This window comes from Vreelandella venusta, assembly GCF_015689495.1.
Classification (GTDB): domain Bacteria; phylum Pseudomonadota; class Gammaproteobacteria; order Pseudomonadales; family Halomonadaceae; genus Vreelandella; species Vreelandella venusta.
Genome location: NZ_CP065135.1, coordinates 1228558 through 1250857, shown reverse-complemented (window position 1 = coordinate 1250857; position 22300 = coordinate 1228558). Strand labels below are relative to the sequence as shown.

18 protein-coding genes and 7 tRNA genes are annotated in these 22300 nt (G+C 53.0%); 7 read left to right on the top strand and 18 right to left on the bottom strand.

Features of this window, described 5'->3' with window-relative positions:
- Positions 1-3: 3 nt before the first annotated feature.
- Positions 4-789, top strand: a complete 786-nt coding sequence (locus IR195_RS05870; protein WP_206049008.1) for a CLCA_X family protein — start codon at positions 4-6, stop codon at positions 787-789.
- 379 nt (positions 790-1168) lie between these two features.
- On the opposite strand, the gene IR195_RS05865 is transcribed toward IR195_RS05870, so the two are convergent.
- The 13 genes from IR195_RS05865 to IR195_RS05805 all read right to left on the bottom strand — a co-directional run bounded on the left by IR195_RS05865 (position 1169) and on the right by IR195_RS05805 (position 7090).
- The gene (locus IR195_RS05865; protein ID WP_206049007.1) at positions 1169-1933 is read right to left on the bottom strand and encodes an SDR family oxidoreductase; all 765 of its coding nucleotides are present in this window, start codon (positions 1931-1933) and stop codon (positions 1169-1171) included.
- Between the two features lie 344 nt (positions 1934-2277).
- A tRNA-Ser gene (locus IR195_RS05860) sits at positions 2278-2365 on the bottom strand.
- A 93-nt stretch (positions 2366-2458) separates the two neighbouring features.
- Positions 2459-2977 carry a YiiD C-terminal domain-containing protein gene (locus IR195_RS05855; RefSeq protein WP_125746610.1) on the bottom strand — a complete coding sequence of 173 codons (519 nt, stop codon included), beginning with the start codon at positions 2975-2977 and terminating at the stop codon, positions 2459-2461.
- Between the two features lie 5 nt (positions 2978-2982).
- A complete protein-coding gene (locus IR195_RS05850) occupies positions 2983-3543 on the bottom strand; it encodes a nitroreductase family protein (RefSeq protein ID WP_125746608.1) in 561 nt (186 codons plus the stop codon).
- Between the two features lie 47 nt (positions 3544-3590).
- Entirely contained in the window at positions 3591-4424 is an 834-nt protein-coding gene (queF, locus tag IR195_RS05845; RefSeq protein WP_206049006.1) for an NADPH-dependent 7-cyano-7-deazaguanine reductase QueF, read from the bottom strand.
- 68 nt (positions 4425-4492) lie between these two features.
- Positions 4493-5266 carry an ABC transporter permease gene (locus IR195_RS05840; RefSeq protein WP_038482594.1) on the bottom strand — a complete coding sequence of 258 codons (774 nt, stop codon included), beginning with the start codon at positions 5264-5266 and terminating at the stop codon, positions 4493-4495.
- Complete coding sequence (locus IR195_RS05835; protein ID WP_146945245.1) at positions 5263-6225, bottom strand: ABC transporter ATP-binding protein; 963 nt, start codon at positions 6223-6225, stop codon at positions 5263-5265. The genes IR195_RS05840 and IR195_RS05835 overlap by 4 nt, the downstream gene beginning before the upstream one ends.
- A 256-nt stretch (positions 6226-6481) precedes the next feature.
- Positions 6482-6556: transfer RNA gene (locus IR195_RS05830), tRNA-Gly, on the bottom strand.
- A 32-nt stretch (positions 6557-6588) separates the two neighbouring features.
- Positions 6589-6664 (bottom strand) — tRNA-Glu (locus IR195_RS05825).
- Positions 6665-6685: 21 nt separating this feature from the next.
- Positions 6686-6760, bottom strand: a tRNA-Gly gene (locus IR195_RS05820).
- Positions 6761-6787: 27 nt separating this feature from the next.
- A tRNA-Glu gene (locus tag IR195_RS05815) sits at positions 6788-6863 on the bottom strand.
- A 21-nt stretch (positions 6864-6884) separates the two neighbouring features.
- Positions 6885-6959: transfer RNA gene (locus tag IR195_RS05810), tRNA-Gly, on the bottom strand.
- Between the two features lie 55 nt (positions 6960-7014).
- Positions 7015-7090: transfer RNA gene (locus tag IR195_RS05805), tRNA-Glu, on the bottom strand.
- 340 nt (positions 7091-7430) lie between these two features.
- On the opposite strand from IR195_RS05805, the gene msrB reads away from it, so the two are divergent.
- From msrB to htpX, 4 genes are all read left to right on the top strand, one after another.
- Positions 7431-7829, top strand: coding sequence for a peptide-methionine (R)-S-oxide reductase MsrB (msrB, locus tag IR195_RS05800; protein WP_125746602.1), 399 nt, complete (start codon positions 7431-7433; stop codon positions 7827-7829).
- Between the two features lie 119 nt (positions 7830-7948).
- On the top strand, positions 7949-8902 hold the full coding sequence (ylqF, locus tag IR195_RS05795; protein ID WP_206049005.1) for a ribosome biogenesis GTPase YlqF: 954 nt from the start codon (positions 7949-7951) through the stop codon (positions 8900-8902).
- 55 nt (positions 8903-8957) lie between these two features.
- Positions 8958-10205 (top strand): pyridoxal phosphate-dependent aminotransferase, encoded by a 1248-nt coding sequence (locus tag IR195_RS05790; protein WP_089038711.1) that lies wholly within the window; start codon positions 8958-8960, stop codon positions 10203-10205.
- A 108-nt stretch (positions 10206-10313) separates the two neighbouring features.
- On the top strand, positions 10314-11219 hold the full coding sequence (gene htpX, locus IR195_RS05785; RefSeq protein ID WP_125746599.1) for a protease HtpX: 906 nt from the start codon (positions 10314-10316) through the stop codon (positions 11217-11219).
- 95 nt (positions 11220-11314) lie between these two features.
- On the opposite strand, the gene pdxB is transcribed toward htpX, so the two are convergent.
- Positions 11315-12490 carry a 4-phosphoerythronate dehydrogenase PdxB gene (pdxB, locus tag IR195_RS05780; RefSeq protein ID WP_206049004.1) on the bottom strand — a complete coding sequence of 392 codons (1176 nt, stop codon included), beginning with the start codon at positions 12488-12490 and terminating at the stop codon, positions 11315-11317.
- Positions 12491-12574: 84 nt separating this feature from the next.
- On the opposite strand from pdxB, the gene IR195_RS05775 reads away from it, so the two are divergent.
- Entirely contained in the window at positions 12575-12856 is a 282-nt protein-coding gene (locus IR195_RS05775; RefSeq protein ID WP_030070186.1) for a WGR domain-containing protein, read from the top strand.
- An 85-nt stretch (positions 12857-12941) separates the two neighbouring features.
- Here IR195_RS05775 and IR195_RS05770 read toward each other — a convergent pair whose 3' ends face one another.
- On the bottom strand, positions 12942-13277 hold the full coding sequence (locus IR195_RS05770; RefSeq protein ID WP_125746595.1) for a glutaredoxin family protein: 336 nt from the start codon (positions 13275-13277) through the stop codon (positions 12942-12944).
- A gap of 19 nt (positions 13278-13296) precedes the next feature.
- Positions 13297-15519: a bifunctional 23S rRNA (guanine(2069)-N(7))-methyltransferase RlmK/23S rRNA (guanine(2445)-N(2))-methyltransferase RlmL gene (rlmKL, locus tag IR195_RS05765; protein ID WP_206049003.1), complete on the bottom strand. Its 2223-nt coding sequence runs from the start codon at positions 15517-15519 to the stop codon at positions 13297-13299.
- A 342-nt stretch (positions 15520-15861) separates the two neighbouring features.
- Here rlmKL and rmf point away from each other — a divergent pair, with 342 nt between their 5' ends.
- On the top strand, positions 15862-16071 hold the full coding sequence (rmf, locus tag IR195_RS05760) for a ribosome modulation factor (protein ID WP_125746591.1): 210 nt from the start codon (positions 15862-15864) through the stop codon (positions 16069-16071).
- 72 nt (positions 16072-16143) lie between these two features.
- Here the strand turns inward: rmf and IR195_RS05755 are convergent, their stop codons facing one another.
- Both IR195_RS05755 and IR195_RS05750 read right to left on the bottom strand, forming a co-directional pair.
- A complete protein-coding gene (locus IR195_RS05755) occupies positions 16144-17157 on the bottom strand; it encodes a quinone-dependent dihydroorotate dehydrogenase (protein WP_125746589.1) in 1014 nt (337 codons plus the stop codon).
- Positions 17158-17417: 260 nt separating this feature from the next.
- A complete protein-coding gene (locus IR195_RS05750) occupies positions 17418-22241 on the bottom strand; it encodes an NAD-glutamate dehydrogenase (RefSeq protein WP_206049002.1) in 4824 nt (1607 codons plus the stop codon).
- Between the last annotated feature and the right edge of the window lie 59 nt (positions 22242-22300).

Sequence of the window (22300 nt, the reverse complement as noted above, 5' to 3'; positions counted from 1 at the left end):
GCCGTGAGCATTGAAGCGCGAGAGTTTTATCGCCAAGGGCCAATGCACCGCCCAGAGCGTGCCAGCAACTTTGCGCTGATCCGTCGCCAGTTCGATTTTCGCTCAATTGAAATAGGCCGCTGGGTGACCACCGCCGAGCGCGACCGCGCCGCCGAACTTTTTCACGATGCGCTGTGCGATTTAATGCTGATCCTGCACGGTAATGAAGCACTGATTTCGCTGCGTGGCTCGTTAGCTCTACAGTACGGCTGCGGCGGTAGGCCCGGCGTTTCTGCCCATTACGCTCCCAGCCAGCGCAGCTTTTCGCTCGCCAAGAATGCAGGGCCTGGCAGCATTGCCCACGAATGGTTTCACGCCTTCGATCACTACATTGCCCAGAAGTGTTTTAACAATGTGCCCGCTAGCGCCTTCGCCTCGGCGGCATGGCTAGCAGATGCAGTTCCGATTAATCACCCGCTCAACCAGCGCCTACTCACCTGCTTCCACGCTATTCTGCTTCACCCCGACGGCCAGCAGCCCAGCGCGCTTTTCAACCACTCCGCCGCCATGGACAAAGCACTCGGCCAGCTCTATTACAGCAAACCAGAAGAGCTATGCGCCCGAGCCTTTGAAGCCTTCGTGCAAGACGCCAGCATCAAAAACCACTTCCTGGTGAAAGGCACCAAAACCTCCCCTGAGGCAGAACGCGGCCTCTACCCACAAGGCGAACAGCGCGAACGCATCAACGCGCTATTCAGCGCCTATTTTGCCAGCTTGGGGAAAGCACTCAGCAAAGAGAGCCGCTCATAAAACGTGAGTTGTGCGAAACACGCCAATGACGACTACGCTTCAATGACACTCATTTCTCAAAGGAAGAGAAAAATGCCCTCTACTACAACCATTGTGGTTATCGTTGTTGTGATCGTTGCCGTCACAGGGATAGGTTTCAGCGGCCTACTCCCCTTTTAAGGGGAAGTGACACACACCTCATCGCTGAGAGTGTAATGAGCGGTGGGTAGGCAAGGGCTTTAAACATGATCTTAGCCTCGCAGCGCCGCTGCGTCTCACGGCTGGAGATGATGCCTAACCGCCACCAAAATGCACTAGGGCGGCTATCTCTTCAAGCCTGAGCTGATCAATTGCCCGATCAACCAAATGACTCAGTCATAGCCTGACATGGCACAGCCTCTCAGACACGATTTATGGATACGCCGCCATCTACCAGCATCGCAGAACCTGTTGTGAAACTGGAGGCATCAGATGCTAAGTACAATGCGGATTGAGCAATTTCCTCGGGGGTCGCCATACGCTTGAGAGCATGCAGGTTATGCACAAACGCCAATGCTTCCGGCGTATTGGCAAATTCACGTCCCGCTGGTGTATCAGTACCACCGGGCAGAAGGGCGTTGACCCGGATATTCTGAGGCCCATGCTCTGACGCCAACACTTGAGTCAATCCAATAAGGCCCGCCTTGCTGGCTGCGTAGGCAGCCATACCAGGCATACCTGCGGTGTAACCAACGAAGGTAGAGGTGAAAATTAATGAACCTCCTTTTCGGGCAGCCATGGCGGGAAGTTGATACTTGGCACCCAAAAATGCGCTGGTTAAGTTGGTCGCAATAACCTGATTCCAGTCCGTATGCGACATCTCCGGCACAGGGCCCATAGCACCCAGGATAGCCGCATTGTTAAAAGCGATATCCAACCCGCCAAAGTGACTTACCGCCTTATCTACCAACGCTTTGGCAAAAGCTTCCTCGCCAACGTCGCCCGCTAGTGCCAGTACCTGCCCGCCTTCCCCGTTGATTGCGTCCGCAAGGTCATCAAGCTCCTTTTGTCGCCTTGCGGCCACCACGACGGCAGCTCCTTCTTTCGCAAAAAGCTTCGCGGCTGCGTAACCAATTCCGGTGCTGGCACCGGTCACAATAGCGACTTTATTGGCAAGCATAGTCATCGTTATTCCTCTAGGATCTGCTTACTATAAAAGGGCATATGCCCAAACAGATGCCATATTAGGAGACCGAACGACTACTGCCGACCCGAATCTTGCTGTACTTCAATTACGCTATAACAGTTTATTAGTGCGCATACGCGTAAACATTATCGTCAGCCTTTGAAAATTGCGTATAAAAACAAACACAAAAACAATAAATCATTGTTTTATTTATATTTATTAGCAACTTTGTCACCTTTCATGGGCAAAAACAGAGCTAACGTAGCGCTAACCGCATGTGGATAACTTAAATGGCAGGCACGAAAAAGCCCGCTGATTGCTCAGCGGGCTTTTTCTATATTCTGTGGCGGAGAGGGAGGGATTCGAACCCTCGAAGCCTTTCGACTTACACACTTTCCAGGCGTGCTCCTTCGACCACTCGGACACCTCTCCACTTTTTTGCTCGGTTGTTAAGGCGTTGCCTTTCCCAACAGAACGGCGCATATTCTATGGTCTAAGACCTAAAATAGCAAGCCTTTTAAAGATTTAAGCAACAGGCAGCACGGCATAGCGTCCGCTGGCTTCCAGGCAGAGCGTGTCGCCACAGTAGAGCTGCTGGGTGAGTGCAATGCTGCCCCTGCCCCGCGCATTAAGCTTTTCCGCTAGCTGCTCAGGGCCTTCGGGGGCGCTGGGAGTGCAAATGATGCGGTAGTTGCTAGTGACTGGCGCAAGAAAGCGCTGACTGGCTTCGGCCACTACCACATCCTGCGCCCGCCCTTGGGCACGCAGCCATAGCGTTACCCAACACCAGCCCTGCAGCGTGGTTTGCGCCGTTAGCGCGCCGCCAAAGCCTGTGCCTTTGTCGTTTAAGTTAGGGCTAAGCGCTAGCTGCCACATCAACGCCCCGCCCTCTCGGGCGGTGCTTTGGGACATGCTCTGAATCCCCAGCGCGCCCACCATGGGAATTGCTTCCCCTAGCCACTGCTGAAAGGCGGCAAGGTCTTCCTGGGTTTCAGGGAGTGGCAAACGCGGGTAAGGCACTCCAGGTTGACGTGACTGGCTCATGACCGTTAATCCCAACGCTCTACAAAGTCGTCCACATTGTGCTGAGGTAGCGGCTTATGGCGACCGGCCAAGCTACCCAGATAGATAAACGCAACCACTTCGTCATTTTCGTCTAGCGATAGACCTTTACGCACCACGGGGTCAAAGGCGTACTTACCGCTGCGCCACATGGCACCTAACCCTTGCGCGTGGGCAGCCAGCAGAATGCCGTGGGCGGCGCAGCCGGCCGAAATCACCTGCTCCATTTTCGGCACACCCGGAATATCTGGGGTGACCTTGGCAATCACAGCAATGATCATCGGCGCACGCAGCGGTTTTTTACGCGCGGAATTTAGCGTGTCATCGCTGGCACTGGGGTCTTCTTGAAATTCCGCTTCTGCAAACAGCTCACCCAGGCGCTCGCGCCCTTCGCCGATAAATTCGATAAACCGCCAGGGACGCAGCTCTTTATGGTCTGGGGCGCGCAGCGCGGCTTGGTAGATAGCGCTGAGCTGGTCGGCACTGGGCGCAGGCTCGGTGAGCTTCCCCATAGAGCTACGTTCGTGAAGCAGCGTGAGTGCGTCCATGATGACTCCCCTTTTATTGATCGTTGAACGCTAGATTAGCGCCGTTGTTACTGCCTTGCTAGGCGCAATGGGCTGGGCGGTGTTAACCCAGGAGTTGCTCGCCATGGGCTGATATCAAGCCCGCCACGTCGCACATAACGGGCCAGCACTAGTAGCTCTTCAGGCTTAGCCAGTTGCATCAGGTCGGTAAAAATATGCTCGACACAGTGCTCGTGAAAGTCCTGGTGCTGACGATAACCGATTAGGTAGCGTAGCAGCCCTTCACGGTCGATTTTAGGGCCTTTGTAGCGAATTAATACACTGCCCCAATCAGGCTGGCCAGTCACAGGGCAGTTAGATTTAAGTAGATGGGAGTGCAGTGTCTCTTCAACAATCTCTTCGCTGACGACCAAATGCGCTGCACTGGGCGTGTAGTCACTGATATCGATATCCAAGTCATCCAGGCATTCGCCCGGCAAGCGTTGGGGGGCAAGCTCAGCGTCGTCTACACCTAATAGCTCCACGCTCACAGAAGCACCTGCCGCGGCGGCCAGGTCGCGCACAAGCACACGCTGCACCGCTTCTCGGCTTTCAAAGCGCGTTTGATTTAGGCTATTGAGATAGAGCTTCCAGGATTTAGACTCGATCAGGCTGGGGGAATCCGCAGGCAGGCGAAAACGGGCAACCGCCACAATGGGCTTACCTCGGTTATTCAACCAGGAAACTTCAAACGCGTGCCACTCATCTTCCCCAACAAACGGCAGTTTACTGTCTTCAATGCCCAATGGGGCACGGTTCGCAGCCCTGGGAATAGGATACAACAGCCCAGCGTCATACTGTTCTGGGTAGGCGGAATCGCGCCCTAAGGGCGCGTGTACTAAGGTATCGGGGCGGTGTGCCATGACTAGTTACTCTCTTGACCAGTTATGCTTGATTAGTATCGCGCTTTCTACTGGGCGTTATCACACGTCTAACTGCGAATGCCTTTGCCGCGCTCTAGCATGGTAAGCGCCACCATAAACAGCACAACGATAAAGGCAAAGATAGCGGCCAACGCCCAGACGACTGGAATATCAGAAACGCCTAAAAAGCCGTAGCGGAAGACGTTCACCATATACAGTATTGGGTTGAGCATGGAGACGCCTTGCCAGAAATCGGGCAGCATCGAAATCGAGTAAAACACGCCGCCTAAATACGTTAGCGGGGTCAAAATAAACGTCGGCACGATGGAGATATCATCGAACTTATTGGCCAGCAGCGCGTTAATAAAACCGCCGATGGAAAACAGTGCCGAGGTCAGCACAACGACCAGCACCGTGAGCAGTGGATGCTCGACAGTTAAACGGGTAAAAAACAGCGATACCAACGTAACAATTAACCCCACCCCCAAGCCGCGGGCCATACCGCCCAAAATAAAGCCGGATAAGATCACCCAATTGGGCATGGGAGAGACCATCATCTCTTCGATAGAGCGCTGAAACTTATTGGAAAAGAAGCTAGAGGCCACGTTGGAGTAACTGTTGGTGATCACCGACATCATAATCAGCCCTGGCACAATGAAGTCCATGTAGCTGAAGCCGTCCATATCGCCAATGCGCGAACCAATCAAGTTACCGAAAATGATGAAGTACATCGCCATGGTGATTGATGGCGGCAGCAAGGTTTGCGGCCAAATCCGCGTAAAGCGTTTGATCTCTTTAAGCACTAAGGTCCACAGCGCAATGAGGGTCTGCGTTGCATTCATATCCGCGCCTCCTGCTGCTTACGTTGATCAATCGCTTGCTGGCTACTTTCCACCATGGAAACAAACATCTCCTCTAAGCGGTTGGCGCGGTTGCGCATGGAAACCACGTTTAGCCCCTGTTCGCTTAAGGCACTGAACACGTCGTTAAGCTGCTGACCACGATGAATCACTAACGCCAGTTGGGAAGGCTCGATTTGCTGAATTTCAAACCCTTCAACGACGGGCGCTTGCTCAACCGGGGCGGACAAGTCGAGCAGGAAGGTTTCAGTGTTCAGCTCGGTCAACAGTTCACGCACACTGGTGTTACGCACGATTTCGCCTTGATTGATAATGGCGATATTGCGACACAAGCTTTCGGCTTCTTCGAGATAGTGTGTTGTGAGAATAATGGTAGTGCCTTCATCGCGATTAATACGCCGCATGTATTCCCACATACTGCGACGCAGCTCGATATCGACCCCTGCCGTTGGCTCATCAAGAATCAGTAACTTCGGACGATGCATCAGCGCACGGGCAATCATCAAACGACGCTTCATACCGCCCGAAAGCATACGCGCACTGCCGTTACGCTTGTCCCATAGCCCAAGGTCAGTGAGCAGCTGCTTAGCACGGGGCAACGCCTCATTACGGGTCATTCCGTAATACCCCGCCTGAGCCAAAATGATATCAATGACCTTTTCAAACTGGTTGAAATTGAACTCCTGGGGTACCACGCCAAGCTGGTATTTGGCTTTCGCGAAATCTTTATCGATGTCGATGCCAAAAATCGATACTTTACCGGCGGATTTCTGCACCAACGAGCAGACCACCCCCAGGGTGGTCGACTTACCCGCGCCGTTAGGTCCTAACAAAGCAAAAAAATCGCCCTGCTGGACGTCTAAATCAATACCTTTTAACGCTTGAAAGCCGTTGCCATACACTTTTGTGAGGCCACGAATAGACAATGCCGGTTCGGCCATGAATATGTCCTGTCAGCAAATGGGGGGCACAAGAAAACAAGTTAGACGAGAGGATATCGGGGCATCCGTATATTTTTTCAAGTCGCTCGAAAGACGGCCACGCGAAAATATCGCCAATTGATGTGCGATACAGTGTTCAAAACATAGGAAAAAAGTAACAAGAGGAAGAAAAGGAGTGTTTTTTGGAGCGGGAAAAGAAATCGATCAGACTGGCGCTCCAGCTCTCGCCCCTTGGCACCTATGTAAAACCGTTGTATGGAGCGGGAAAAGAGATTCGAACTCTCGACCCTCGCCTTGGCAAGGCGATGCTCTACCACTGAGCTATTCCCGCGTACAACAAACAGTGCTACGAAAAATGCGAGATGGCGTCCCATAGGGGGTTCGAACCCCTGTTACCGCCGTGAAAGGGCGGTGTCCTAGACCACTAGACGAATGGGACACTGTAAGCATAAAAAATGCTTGGAGCGGGAAAAGAGATTCGAACTCTCGACCCTCGCCTTGGCAAGGCGATGCTCTACCACTGAGCTATTCCCGCTTAACCTGTATTACTCGCAAATCGGATTGGCGTCCCATAGGGGGTTCGAACCCCTGTTACCGCCGTGAAAGGGCGGTGTCCTAGACCACTAGACGAATGGGACACTGTAAGCATAAAAAATGCTTGGAGCGGGAAAAGAGATTCGAACTCTCGACCCTCGCCTTGGCAAGGCGATGCTCTACCACTGAGCTATTCCCGCACTTCCGATACCTTGACGACTTCATACTCTATACCACTAACTCTAAAAGAGTAAGTGGCGTCCCATAGGGGGTTCGAACCCCTGTTACCGCCGTGAAAGGGCGGTGTCCTAGACCACTAGACGAATGGGACGTTTCATTGCCTCGTCGAGGTGGCGCGTATATTACTCAGCCCTTAATCTGCTGTCAAGCACTCTAAAACCGAAACGTTTTATCCTGCCACGAGTCGCGCCTGCTAAATCGAGTGCACTGACTCCCCCACGGCACTTTATACAAGAACAGCCGCTTATTTCTCATACACTTACTATACCGTCACGATAATGTCGCTAGCGTGTAAACACCATACTGGCAGTTTTCTTACCTTTCACACATGCTGAACCTGAACAGGCTATCTACTGTCACTCTGCGTAGTGATACGCTAGCCTGCTTAGTAAGCCTCTGTTTAACGATAACCAGAGGGAGAGGAGATCCCCATGGCGAAAATAGAAAAATCCGCTGATGAATGGCGCAAGCAACTCACCCCAGAGCAGTACCATGTGGCGCGTGAGAAAGGCACTGAACGTCCTTTCACCGGAGATTATCAGGTCAGTGATGCCCAAGGTATTTACCACTGCGTTTGCTGCCATGCGCCGCTGTTTGAAAACGAACATAAGTTTGATGCGGGTTGCGGCTGGCCAAGCTTTGATCGCCCGCTGGGAACACGCTGCATTGAAGAGCATAGCGACACCTCCCACGGCATGCGGCGCACGGAAGTCGTTTGCTCCCACTGTGATGCTCATCTGGGTCACGTCTTTCCGGATGGCCCGCCAGACACGACAGGGCTACGCTACTGCATCAATTCGGTGTCACTAGAGTTTCACCCTGACGAGTAATCGTCACTAAATCCTCGTTCAACCTCAGAAAGGCGGGCACCATCTGCTAGAATGGCAGCCCGCTTTTTTTGTGCCCGTTTTTCGTGCTTGTATTGCTTTGCGCTAATTAGGAGAAACTCATGCTCGGCTGGTTCCCCGGACATATGAATAAGGCCCGCCGCCAGATTAAGGACGCGCTGCCCGAAATTGATGTCGTGATTGAAGTACTTGATGCGCGCCTGCCCTACTCCAGCGCCAACCCGATGCTGGCCGAGCTGACTCGCCATAAGCCGGTATTGAAGATTTTGTCGCGGGCAGATCTTGCCGACCCTGAGCGTACTGCTGAGTGGGTGGCTTTTTTCGATGCTCAAGAAGATACCCGCGCCCTGGCAATTACCACTACCAATATTCGCGAGCTTAAAAAAATCCCTAAGCTATGCCACGAGCTGGCAGGCGCAGTACGTGCGGATAGAGATGTCCGCGTGATGGTAATGGGCATTCCCAACGTCGGAAAATCGACGCTTATCAACGGGCTCGCGGGTCGAAAAATCGCTAAAACTGGCAATGAGCCCGCGGTCACCAAGCGTCAACAAAAGGTACGTATCGACGGCCGCGTCGCGCTGATCGACACCCCTGGGGTGCTATGGCCAAAAATCGAAGACCAGGCTAGCGCCTATCGTTTGGCTGCAAGCGGTGCAATTCGTGATACTGCGATTGAGTATACCGATGTTGCCATCGTCACCAGTGCCGAGCTTGCCAAGCGCTACCCTGCAGAGTTGACCGCCCGCTATAAGTTAAAGGCGCTACCGACTTATGAAGCGCCCGTAGCACAAGAAGTGGATGCTGATGGCCCGCAAAAGCCAGATTTCTTAGCTATTGCCGGTTTTGACGGTCACGCCATTTTGAAAGAAATTGCGAGTAAGCGCGGCGGCTTACGCCCCGGCGGCGAGGTCGATATACACCGCGGCTCCGAGGTGCTGCTTCACGAGCTACGCGATGGCAAGCTCGGTAGGCTTACGTTAGAAACCCCAGGTGATATTCCACCACCACCGATACAAAACGACGAAGACAGCCACCTACAATCCGACGCATAATGAATCGGTCATCAATAACATCTTCGGCCACAGGACATTTTGGATAATAAACCCCATGGACACCCCGCAGCCTACAGAATCACACACGCTGAAAAAATCGCACAAACTGCATAACGTCTGTTACGACATTCGCGGCCCAGTGCTCGACCATGCCAAGCGCCTGGAAGAAGAAGGCCAGCGAGTTTTAAAGCTTAACATTGGCAACCCGGCGCCATTTGGCTTTGAGGCACCGGAAGAGATTCTTCAAGACGTGATGCGCAACCTGCCCACTGCCCAGGGCTACTGTGATTCTAAAGGCCTTTACTCGGCGCGTAAGGCAATTATGCAAGAGTGCCAGCGTAAACGAATTCCTGGGGTTGGCATTGAAGATATCTACATCGGCAACGGCGTTTCTGAGCTGATCGTGATGTCGATGCAGGCACTGTTAAACGATGGTGATGAAGTACTGATCCCCGCCCCTGACTACCCGCTATGGACCGCCGCAGCGAATTTATCTGGCGGTCACGGCGTGCACTACTTATGCGATGAACAAGCCGATTGGGCACCGGACATAGCAGACATTCGCGCCAAAGTTACCAGCCGTACCCGAGCCATTGTCATTATCAACCCGAACAACCCTACCGGTGCGGTTTACCCGCCTGAAGTGGTACGGGAAGTGCTGGATATTGCCCAAGAGCACAATTTGGTGGTGTTTTCCGATGAGATCTACGACAAGATTCTTTATGACGGCGTAGAGCATACCGCCACCGGTGCGTTGGCGGATGATGACCAACTGGTCATTACCATGAATGGGCTATCGAAAAGCTACCGCTGCGCGGGCTTTCGTTCCGGCTGGATGACCATTTCCGGTACGTTAGCCAAACAGCGTGCCAGTGATTTCATTCAGGGCCTGACCATGTTGGCCTCAATGCGCCTGTGCGCAAACGTACCAGCCCAGCACGCTATCCAAACCGCACTGGGTGGCTACCAGTCAATCAATGATTTGATTCTGCCGGGCGGCCGACTATTGGCTCAGCGAGATATTACGATAGAAAAGCTTAACGCTATCCCAGGGGTCTCTTGCGTGACGCCTAAGGGTGCGCTGTATGCCTTTCCCCGCTTAGACCCTAAGGTGTTTAACATTCAGGATGATCAACAGCTGGTACTGGACTTACTGCTCCAGGAAAAAATCCTGCTGGTGCAAGGCACCGCCTTCAACTGGCCGGAGCCAGATCACGTGCGCATTGTTACTCTGCCCTGGGCTGACCAGCTGGGTGATGCGCTTGATCGCTTTGCTAATTTCTTGTCTCGCTATCGTCAATAAAAGCAGTCATCAATAAAAACGGTGACTTGAAACTGACGTTAACAGCACGTATCTAAACTGTCATTCCACTAACGCTTTTTTAATGACCTTTGATGGAGAACCTGCACCATGATGCGAATTGTGCTGTTTTTAGCCACTAACTTAGCGGTGTTGCTGGTCGCCAGCTTAACGCTGCGCCTGTTTGGGGTGGAAAGTTACCTAAGCAGTCAGGGCATCAACTTTACTAGCCTGCTGGTTTTCTGCTTTATCTTCGGCATGGTCGGCTCGCTGGTATCGCTGTTTATTTCCAAATGGATGGCAAAGCGTTCGACCGGCACCGTGATTATCGAAACACCCTCTAATTCAACTGAGCAGTGGCTGTTGGATACAGTGGCTGAGCTTTCCCGTGAAGCCGGTATTAAAACGCCTGAAGTGGGTATTTTTCCTGCCCAGCAGTCCAATGCATTTGCTACCGGCTGGAATAAGAACGATGCATTAGTCGCCGTTTCAGCGGGCTTACTAAACCGCATGCGCCCTGAAGAAGTGCGCGCGGTACTGGCCCACGAAATCGGCCACGTGGCCAACGGCGACATGGTAACGCTGGCGCTGATTCAAGGCGTTGTGAATACCTTTGTTATGTTTTTTGCTCGGGTCGTGGCTCAGTTAGTCGACAACTTCTTAAGAAGTCGTAGCGATGGCGAAGGTGGCCTTGGCTTTATCGGCTATTTTGCCGTGGTGATCGTGGCAGAAATCGTCTTTGGCCTTGTCGCCTCTGCAATCGTTGCTTGGTTCTCACGCTATCGCGAATACCGTGCCGATGAAGCAGGCGCACGCCTAGCGGGCACCGGCGCGATGGTGAATGCGCTGGCACGTCTCAAAGCAGAAACTGAAATGCCTGACCAGATGCCCGATACCCTGCGCGCGATGGCTATTACAAAAGGCCAAACCCGCTCTTTGCTAGAGCAGCTGTTCGCCAGCCACCCACCGCTGGACGATCGCATTCGCGCTTTAAAAGAAGCGGCTTACCGTCAGTAAACGCCTGTTCGCTAGCTGCATAACACACAAGGCCCGCAAATGCGGGCCTTGTGCTTTCTAAACAACCTAACAATCAACACACCGTCACCACACAACTATACGCAGCGCACTTGAAAACCAGCCGCTAGCAGTGGTGCTTCCAGTACCGTTGCATCGTTTTCTAGCAACACGCGCAGCGTGGCAAACTCTCGGCGCAGCGGGTAATTTGCTCGATAGTCATCAAAGCCCTTTTTGACTCCTTGATGAAACACATGCCGCTGCAACGCATCGTGGTCGCGGCGCACATCGTAAACCGCGCGCGTGCATAGTCGGAGCGCTTCTTCTATCGGCATCGCTTGCTGCAGCGTTAATGCTGACAGCGCAGGCCGTGGGCAGAGTTCGCTAAACGTAACGCCACTTGGCCGCTCGATATGCTGAGCCAGCGCCTGCTGTATCATCCACGTGCCACGCAACTTGCCATCCAGGCTATGCCCGGCAATATGGGGTGTCGCCAGCGCTACCAAATCACGCAACCCAGCATCGATCTCCGGCTCATCTTCCCAAACATCAAGAATCGCCGTGATATCGCCTTTGCCCGCCAAACGACTCCGTAGCGCCAGACCGTCAATACAGTTGCCCCGTCCGGCGTTTAGCAACACAGTCCCAGGGGCTAGGTCATTAATACGCTCAGCATTAAACAGTTGATAGGTGGCATGGGGGCCCTCTTTCACCAGCGGAGTATGCAGGCACACGACGTCGCAGTGTTCGATGACGCTATCCAGCGAGTAAAACAGGCCTGTCTCCTTTACTGCAGAGGGCCCTTTTCCAGGCTGTTCTTTTGCTGCGCGAGGCGGATCACACACCATGGTTTCCACACCCAGTGCTTGCAAACGCTGCTGCAAGCGGCTACCAACGTTGCCAGCCCCCACAATACCCACCCTACGTGCCAGCAACGACCAACCTTGCCGTTCACTTATTAGCAGCAAGCTGCTAAGCACGTAATCCACCACGGCATCGGCGTTACAGCCAGGCGCACTAGCAAAACTAATGCCGCGCTCGCGTAATAACGCGCGATCAATGTGGTCAGTGCCAATAGTGCAGGTACCCACAAAACGGACAGGGCTTTGTGCCAAAAGCGCCTGGTTGACCTGAGTGATCGAGCGTACTATCAGCGCGTCGGCATCGGCTACATCAGAGGGACGAATCTCACGCCCTGGCAAGCGATGCAGCGTACCAAACGACTCAAAACAGAGGTCTGCGGCAGGGATATTTGCGTCGATAACAAGTTTCATAGGCGTTTTCGTATCCGGGCTTTACAATACGCCCGCAACGGCTTGCTGTGCAGGCATGATCAAGAAGCAGTTAAGGAGATGGGTGTGATCGTACGCTGGGAAACCGACCATGACTATGTGTTGGTGCATATTCACCAGGATATGTTTGGCGACTGGATTTTCAGCCGCGCCTGGGGGCAAATCGGCACCCAGTTTGGTGGGCTAAAGCACCAGTTGGCAGACACCCTGGAACAAGCACAAATGTGGATGGAAGATGAGGCTACCATCCAGACCTCGCGAGGGTTTCGCAAGGTGCTGGAAGCAGCCGATCATACGCCCGAAGGACAGGAAGCTATGCGGCAGTTGTCGCTACTTGATGCACTTTAGGTGCACCAAGTCCCATGTTAGCGACAGTAATTCAAACCTTAAGGCTGTTTTAACAGCGCTCTCAAGGGCTCTTTCAGGGCCTGTCTCAACCTAAATAGCGCCGTCCATCGCGCTGATATGCACCAACTGGCGGCGCATTTTCGGGCGGTGTGGTAAGTGCTACAAGCGCAGCCTCATCCAGCCAACCGCGCGCTCGTAACCAAGCGCTCAGCCTATCAAGATCAAGTCCTCGATCCAGCTCTTCCCCATTACCATCCATCAAAACCGGAATGCGCACACCGTAACGCGCCGCTAACGTAGCGTCGTCGCTGATCTCAATGTGATGCAACGATACCTCTTGGTTCGCCAAGGTTACCACCAGCGCCTCTAACTGAGCGCACAAGTGGCAGCCTAACGTTGTATAAATCGACAGATGAATCATATTCGATCTCTTTGCGCCCTTACGCTGTATGCCGAAGCAAAAACACATGATGCAGATTGGTTCGACGTTGAAAATCCGGATCAAACGTACGCGATGTAATATCTTCCACTACGTAGCGCTCGCTAAGCGCTTCGTCTAGTTTGAAGCGTCGCTGATTGTTCGAGAATACCAGGGTACCGCCGGGCGCAAGACGCGCCATGGCCAGTTCCACTAGCCGCGGATGATCACGCTGAACATCAAGGGTATCGCGCATTTTCTTGGAGTTAGAAAATGTCGGCGGGTCCATAAAGATCAAGTCAAATTCGGCGTTGGCGGTTTCAAGCCAGCGGAAACAGTCATCCCGCACCACACGATGCAGCCTTGGGTCCAGGTTGTTTAGCGCAAAGTTGTCTCTCGCCCACTCAAGGTAGGTATTCGACATATCGACACTGACGCTGTCGCTTGCACCGCCTAAGGCTGCTTGCACAGTTGCCGTGGCAGTGTAGCAAAACAGGTTTAAGAAACGCTTCCCGTTAGCCATTTCGTTAAGCAGACGGCGCACTGGCCGATGATCCAGAAACAAGCCGGTATCCAAGTAGTCACGCAGGTTCACCCACAAGCGAGCGTCACCTTCCTGCACTTCAAAGCGCTCACCGCTGGCATCCCGCTTCTGGTACTGGGCACTGCCCGTTTGCCGCTCACGACGCTTGATATACACCTTGCCTGGGTCAACGCCAAGGGCATCGGGCAGTACTTCCAAGGCATCAAACAGACGCTTTTGCGCCTGAGCGGGGTTGATTGAGCTGGGAGCAGCGTACTCTTGAACGTGCACTCGGTCACCGTAACGGTCGACTGCCAGCGCATACTCCGGCATATCAGCATCGTAAACACGGTAGCAAGTCTCAGCGCTTTTCTTGAGCCACTTTTTCAGACGTTTTTGGTTTTTCGCCAGTCGATTGGCAAACATTTGGGCATTTTCCGATACAGCAGGCTTGGCACTGGTGCTTGTTTGCTGCGCCACTTCACCATTTTCTGAGACAGCAGCAACACTGCCACTGTCTGGCGTATTGGCCGTGTGAGCGGCAATTTCCATGAGCAGCAACTTCGCATCCAACGCACCGTTCTTCAGCGCATACTGTTTGTGAGCACGCAGCCCAAGACGATGCCCTAAATCGGGATTACCGGTAAACAGCGCCAGTGTCCAACCAGGAAACAGTGCTTTCGCCTTCTCTCCCAACTGGGCATACAAACGCACCAACTCAGGCAACTCACCCAAGCGCTCGCCATAAGGCGGGTTAGTTATCAATAGCCCACGTTCAGCAGTAATAGTCTCTGGTCTGGTTAGCTGACTTAGGCTCTGCCCATGCAAGGTAATTAGCGCAGGAATGCCCGCACGCATGGCGTTAGCTTTAGCTGCTGTTAATGCTGCCGGACTCTGATCAAAGCCGACCAGCGCCGTTTTACAGCGCTTACGGCCTATCGACGCCCGCGCCTCAGCTTCGCGCTTTAACTCTTTCCACAGCGGCTCGTCATGACCTGCCCAGCCCTGAAAGCCGAAGCGCTCCCGATTGAGATTGGGTGCTTGGTCGGCGGCCATTAGCGCCGCTTCAATCAGCAACGTGCCTGCACCGCATAGCGGGTCTAACAGCGGCTCACCGGCTTTTGCTCGTTCAGGCCAGCCAGCACGCACGAGCAATGCCGCTGCCAAGTTCTCTTTCAGCGGTGCATGGCCAACGTCACGACGGTAGCCACGGCGATGTAAACTTTCGCCTGAAAGATCAACTCCCAGACTTAAGTTAGCGCGATGTAGATGGGCGTAGATGCGCAGATCCGGTGTTTTGGTATCAACATTTGGGCGCTCCTGGCCGGCTAGCTGCAGCGAATCCACAACCCCATCTTTGACCGTCTGGGCACCGAACCGGGTATGACGAATATGGTCGCTGCGACCATGGAAATCGACCGCCAGCGTTTTGCCTGGTGTTAAATGCTGTGTCCAGGGGAGCCGGGCAACGACGTCACGCACCTGTTCAGCGGTATCGATCATTGGCTCCCGAGCCAACAGCAAAATAATGCGGTTAGCTAACCGTGACCACAAGCATATGCGATAAGCGGTTGCTAGATTGGCGGAAAAATAAACGCCCGCCACGGTCGTTTTACCTGGCTCGGCGCCCAGCGCTGAAAGCTCATCAGCTAAAAGGCCTTCAATGCCTTTTGGGCAGGTAGCAAGGAGGTTTAGAGGGGCAGTTTGGCTCGACTCGGTCATGTTTATCGCCGCGCGTAAGAGCGCGATATTCCTATATATGGCAAATGAGTTTACGTCTTATGACAATTTGATGGTCGACAAGTGACCCCATAATGAGCTAACAATAAGAGTGTAGCTACTGAAAAACGCATGCGTTGTTTGTCAGGGTTCTATTAGCAACTAGCTTTCAAGACCCCTAATTTGTCGAGTCTGCCGCTTTGCCCGTTCAGCACGTGAGTGCTAGGCACTAGCGTTAAGTGGCGGCTTGCCAACGTTATTTATCGAAATAGCACTGATGCAAGTAGGGCATTTTTGCCCAGCGTGCTTTTCTTATCAAAGGCTTTCGTGAAAAGAGGTTAGCCAATGAAACGACAAAAACGTGATCGCTTCCAACGGGCTTATGTTCACGGCTATAAAGCAGGCGTCATGGGTCGCTCCCGAGATGACTGCCCCAGTCAAGATGTTAATTTACGCGAGTATTGGATGAGTGGTTGGCGTGAAGGTCGCGGCGATCAGTGGGACGGGATGACCGGCGTCTCCGGCATTCATAAAAATCCCATGGTGATGACCTAGTTTCTTTTACCTTTTCAAACATGACATTTGGAGTACGGAGCCCGCTGGCAAGCGGGCTTTTTTATCGCTCAACTATTGCTGCTTCAATGCCTCGGCGCACGCCTTCACTAATCCAGGCCCTTGGTAGATCAACCCTGAATAGAGCTGCACCAAGTCCGCGCCAGCGGCAATTTTAGCAACAGCGGCTTCACCGCTATCAATCCCACCCACACCTATAATAGGCAGCGTTGGCAGTTGTGCACGTAACAGACGAATCACCCTATTCGATGCTTCAAAAACGGGTTTTCCAGAAAGCCCGCCCGCCTCTTCTGACTGAGGGTCACTCTTAACGGCATCGCGAGCGATCGTAGTATTTGTCGCAATAACACCATCCAGTGCATTTCGAGCAATACTGTCGGCTACCAATACAACCTCTTCTTCGCTCATATCTGGGGCGATTTTGACCAGTAGCGGTACCTTACGGCCTAGCGCGTTGTCCAATGCTTGGCTACGCGAACGGATAGGTCCTAGTAACGCATCCAGCTGCTCGCCGAACTGTAATGTCCGCAGTCCAGGCGTATTAGGCGAGGATATATTGACCGCAATGTAATCAGCAACGCCGTGTACCGCTTCTAAACACAGCAGGTAATCATCGAGCGCATTTTCTACCGAGGTGGTTAAATTTTTACCTATATTGATGCCTACAACGCCTCCGTAGTGGCGCTTTTTAACCTGGGCGACAAGGTGTTCAACCCCTTTGTTATTGAACCCAAAACGGTTAATGATCGCCTCATGGCCTGCAAGCCGGAACAAACGTGGCTTTGGGTTACCTGGCTGCGCTTTGGGCGTCACGGTGCCTACTTCTACAAACCCAAAGCCCAGCGCACCCAGCGCATCCAAGTGATCGGCATTTTTATCCAGCCCAGCGGCAAGCCCTACCCGATTACTAAAACGCAGCCCCATCAGTTCGACAGGGTCGCTCACAGGCTCACCATACACCCGCTGCACACCGCCAACCCGATGCAGAGTATCTAACGCACCCAGCGCTAACCCATGAGATGCTTCTGGGTCGAGTCGAAATAACAGCGAACGGGCGAAGTTATACATCAGCGAGGCTCTCCAGAGCAGTGGGCATAAAGCAGACGAACGGACACGCTACATGAAGGCAAATAAACGACATAGCGCGCGGCGCGCAGAGTATAGCGTAAATCACGTTATCTTCGCAGCGCTGAGCGGCGAGAAAGGCGATGCCGTAAAAAAACGATCACAAGAGCAGTCTCAAGAACCGTCACAAAAAAAACCGCGCCCTAATTCAGGGCGCGGTAGGTGGTGTTACTTATCGAGCAAGTCGATAGCTAACCTGTGGCTTACGCTTCGCTATCGCTTTCAGCAAGATCAACCAATTCACGTACGGCGACGGCAAACAGTGCAAAACCACCTTCACTGCCTCCGCGCACTTCGTCAATCAAATGGCACCAGCGGCGATGTAGCTCGGCGTGCTGTTCAAGCCACTGAGCCACACGCTCTTGAGTGTCACGACTACCCGCTTCCAGTTTTAGGACGCTGGTCGTTAGTGCTAATTGCTGGCGATCAATGTCGTCGCGGAAGGTTTCTCGCGCTTGCGCTTGCCACGCATCACGCACTTCCAACTGGGTCACCTGCTGTATAATCCAGGGTAGTTCTAGGCGACTGCCAATTTCGTAGAACACTTCGGCTACACGCTGAGGCTTCTCATTAGTGACCCGCGCGGCGTGAATAATACCCAAACCTGCATAGAGGCTAGGCGACGCAGCCACTGTAGAGGCTAGCGCTTCAGGCACGCCTGCTTCTAACAGTTCATCGCAACGCTTACGCCATATCGCCTTCTCTTCTCCGCTGAGCAGTTCACCAATCCCTTCCTGCAGCTGAGCAAGGCGAGGCCCGAAATACTCAATTGTATCTTGGGTCGATAATCCCAAATGCTGACGCAGGAACCAGCGCGTTGCGCGGCGAACCATGCGCATCAGGTCGAGCATCATTGAGTACTGCACACGGTTCGGCACTTGGTTGTCCAGCGCCTCAATCTGCTCCCACAGTGCCGTCAGATTAAACGCGTCTCGAGCAACCACGTAAGCACGAGCAATATCAGCGCGCCCCGCACCGGTAGAGTCCATTAGACGACGAACGAAGACGATACCCATGTGGTCGACTAGATCGTTAGCTACCTGGGTGGCAACAATTTCGCGCTTCAGACGATGGTCATACATCTCGGTCTGATAGCGTTCAGTCAAGACGTCAGGGAACAAGCGCTCTAAATGACGATGAATGTAGGGATCATCCGGCACATCAGAGTTGATCAAGTCGCCTTTCAGGGTGCTCTTAGCGTAAGAAATCAGCACCGACAGCTCAGGTAACCGCATGCCCTGGTCATGGCTGGCGCGCTCTTTAAGCACATCATCAGCAGGCAGGAACTCTAATTCACGATCGATTTGGCCGGCTGACTCAAGCTCACTGATAAAGCGGCGGTATGGCCCCATGCCTTGATGAGACAGAATCTCTGACAGATCCAGCGCTTGGGTTTGGCGATAGTTATCGAGAATGACTAGGTTAGCCACTTCCTCGGTCATATCTGATAGCAGCTGGTTGCGCTGCTTGTCGGTCATATCCCCACGCTTCACCACTTCATCAATCAATATCTTAATATTGACCTCATGGTCAGAGCAGTTAACTCCCCCGGCATTATCGATAAAGTCCGTATAAACGCGCACACCCTTAGCAGCCGCTTCCATCCGGCCACGCTGGGTCAAGCCCAAGTTTCCGCCCTCACCAACAACACGGCAATTCAGTTCGGCGCCATTAATACGCAGCGCGTCGTTGGCCTTGTCACCCACGTCGGCGTCGGTTTCATCGGAGCTCTTCACATAGGTACCGATACCACCGTTCCACAACAGATCAATCTTGGCCTTCAGCATCGCGCGAATAAGGTCATTGGGTGAAAGGCGTGTTTCTTCGATACCAAACACCTGCTGCATTTCCGGAGTAATCGGGATCGATTTCGCGCTGCGGCTAAAGACACCACCCCCCTGTGAAATTAATTCAGCATTATAGTCTTCCCAACTGGAACGCGGCAGGTTGAACATGCGCTTGCGCTCGATGAAAGCAGCTGCTGCGTCGGGGTTAGGATCGACAAAAATATGCAGGTGGTTGAATGCGCCTACCAGTTGGATTTTATCTGACAGCAGCATGCCGTTGCCGAACACGTCGCCGGCCATATCACCAATGCCCACCACCGTGAACAAGTCTTGCTGGGTATTCACGTCAAGGTTTTTGAAGTGGCGCTTGACGGATTCCCAGGCACCACGCGCGGTAATCGCCATTTTCTTATGGTCGTAACCGTTAGCCCCGCCAGAAGCAAAGGCATCCCCGAGCCAGTGGCCGTACTCTATGGATATCTCATTTGCGATATCCGAGAAGGTTGCAGTCCCTTTATCGGCGGCAACAACAAGGTAGCTATCGTCACCATCATGGCGTACTACATTTTGCGGCGGCACAACCTCACCACCCACTAGGTTGTCGGTGACATCCAGCAGTGCGCGAATAAAGATTTTGTAGCAGGCGATACCTTCTTTCTGCTGGGTTTCACGGTCAGCGTTTTCTGGCATGCGCTTGCATACAAAACCGCCTTTAGCTCCCACAGGTACGATAACCGCATTTTTCACCTGCTGGGCTTTTACCAGGCCTAACACTTCCGTACGGAAATCTTCGTGGCGATCTGACCAGCGCAAACCACCGCGAGCGACTTTACCACCACGCAGGTGAACGCCTTCTACGCGGGGTGAACAGACAAAAATCTCAAACGCAGGACGGGGTTTGGGCATGCCCGTGACTTTCGAGGGCTCCAGTTTGTAAGAGATATAGTCTTTAAAACGACCATCATCCGCTTTCTGGTAGTAGTTAGTGCGTAGAGTCGCTTGAATAAGCTCCATAAAGCGACGCAGCAGCTGGTCATCATTCAGGCTGGCGACACTTTCCAGGTGCTCATTTAAACGAGCAATACAGTCATCTAAGCTTGCGGGCTGTCGCATGGGATCAAAGCGCAACCGGAATAGCTCAACGAGCGTCTGAGTGATTACCGGATAGTTCGCCAGAGTAGCCGCGATGTAGTCCTGCGACATACCAAAGCGAATCTGCTTAAGGTAACGGGCATAACCGCGCAGCATGGCAACTTCACGCCAATCAAGGCCGGCACCAATAATCAGACGGTTAAAAGCGTCGTTGTCCGCCTCACCAGCCCATATACGCTTAAATGCTTCGCTGAAGGTGTCGCGCATTTCACTTAAATTTACGCCTTCGCGACTATGCTCCAGCTCGAAGTCATGAATCCAGTAACGCTGCTGCGGGGCATTAATGTCATAAGGGCGCTCACCGATAACGCGCAATCCCAGGTTTTCCATCATCGGTAGCACATCAGACAGCGGGATCTGGGTTTCACGATGGAAAAGCTTTAAGTTCATACCACCCGCTTGCTCTTCCAAGGGGCGATACAGTGACAATGAGAGATCGTCACCGCTATCCAGGGTCAGTAGATGCTGAACATCAAACACCGCTGTGCGCGCATTGAAATCTTCTCGGTAACTGGCCGAAAATGCCTCATGGAAGTGATCCATTTGGTGGTTGGCGCGCTCTTCACCAAATCCTTCGATCATTGCTTCTTGAAGCTCATCACGCCAGCTACGTGCTAAACGTGCCACTTTATTTTCTAAGCGCTTAAGATCGTATTGGCTTGGACCTTCACCATTAAAGCGCAAAATAAGCTGAATACGGGCTAAAACCGATTCTGACAAATAGGTATTAAAGTCGCCAAAATGAGCGTCGAGTTCATCGCACAGCATCGTTTGTATGCGCTGGCGCAGGTCGGTAGAGAACACATCCCGAGGAACAAAGACTAAGCAGGAGTAGAACTTACCGCTGACGTCCGCGCGAATAAACAAGCGCACTTGACGGCGTTCGCGGATATTAAGAATACCCAGAGCTGTGCTGGCCAGGGATTCGGTGCTGATCTGGAAGAGGTCATCACGCGGGTAAACTTCCAACACTTGCAACAGCTGTTTGCCGTTATGCCCCTGGGGATTAAACCCGGCAATATCCATCACGGCTTTCAACTTACGACGCAGCAGCGGAATATTGCGTGGCGATTCGTTATAAACCGTAGACGTGAACAAGCCAAAGAAGCGCCGCTCGCCAATCACATTGCCGTCGTCGTCATAGCGATCAACGGTAATGTAGTCTGGGTACGTGGGGCGATGCACCCGGGAATGATGCGCGCTTTTAGCAAACGACAGTAGCTGGGGTACTAGTACATAGTCGCCATTTTCATCAACCCCCTCTTCAGTGCGGATACGCTCGCGGTAACGCGGCTGATCAAGGCGGAACACGCCCAGAACACTATTGGGGTCGCGCTGCAGCTCTTTACCTTCCAGCAGGTACTCGTCGTAACCCAGGAAGGTAAAGTTGTCTTTGAGTAGCCATTCCAGGAACGCGATGGCCTCTTCATGATCATCAGGATCAATTTGCGGCGGGCAGTTCTTTTCTAACTCTTGAATAGCCGACGTGATTTGGCCGCACATCTCGTCAAAATCGCTGACGGCGGTTCTAACATCGCGCAGCACTTCATGTAACTTATTCTCAATTTTGGTCAGCGATTCAGGATCCGAGTGACGATCCACTTCAATGACCATCAGCGACTCGCGCGCATCAGGCGCATTTTCATCTCTGGGCGAGGCCAGTGCTTTGAGCTGATGCTGGCCGTCACGCGCCACGGCAAGTACCGCGTTCTGAATAGCGTGAACCGTCAGCCCGCGACGATTCAGTTCAATCCGTACCGAATCGACCAAAAATGGCATATCTTCGTGCAAAACGGCAACGAAGGTATGGGTTGACTGCCAGCCATGCTCTTCAAAGTCAGGATTGAAGATACGCACCTTAGGATGCTGCGGGTCGTGGTGCTGTAAAAACTGCCAAATCGACAGTGTGGCCCCGTACAAGTCGTCTAAACGCCGATCCACCAAGTCCTCAACGGGGACCGTGGCGTAGAAGTGGCGAGCAAAGGCTTCAACATCTGCCGCTCGCTCCGGCTCCAGTCGCGCATCCAATCGCTCTTGTAGCTGCTTCAAAAGATCCCGCCGACTCTCTTCAATCGCAACGTAATGCATCCATCACCTCGACTGCCTGGGGCCACAAATTAGGCCAAAAAAACGAAGGACAATAGGCC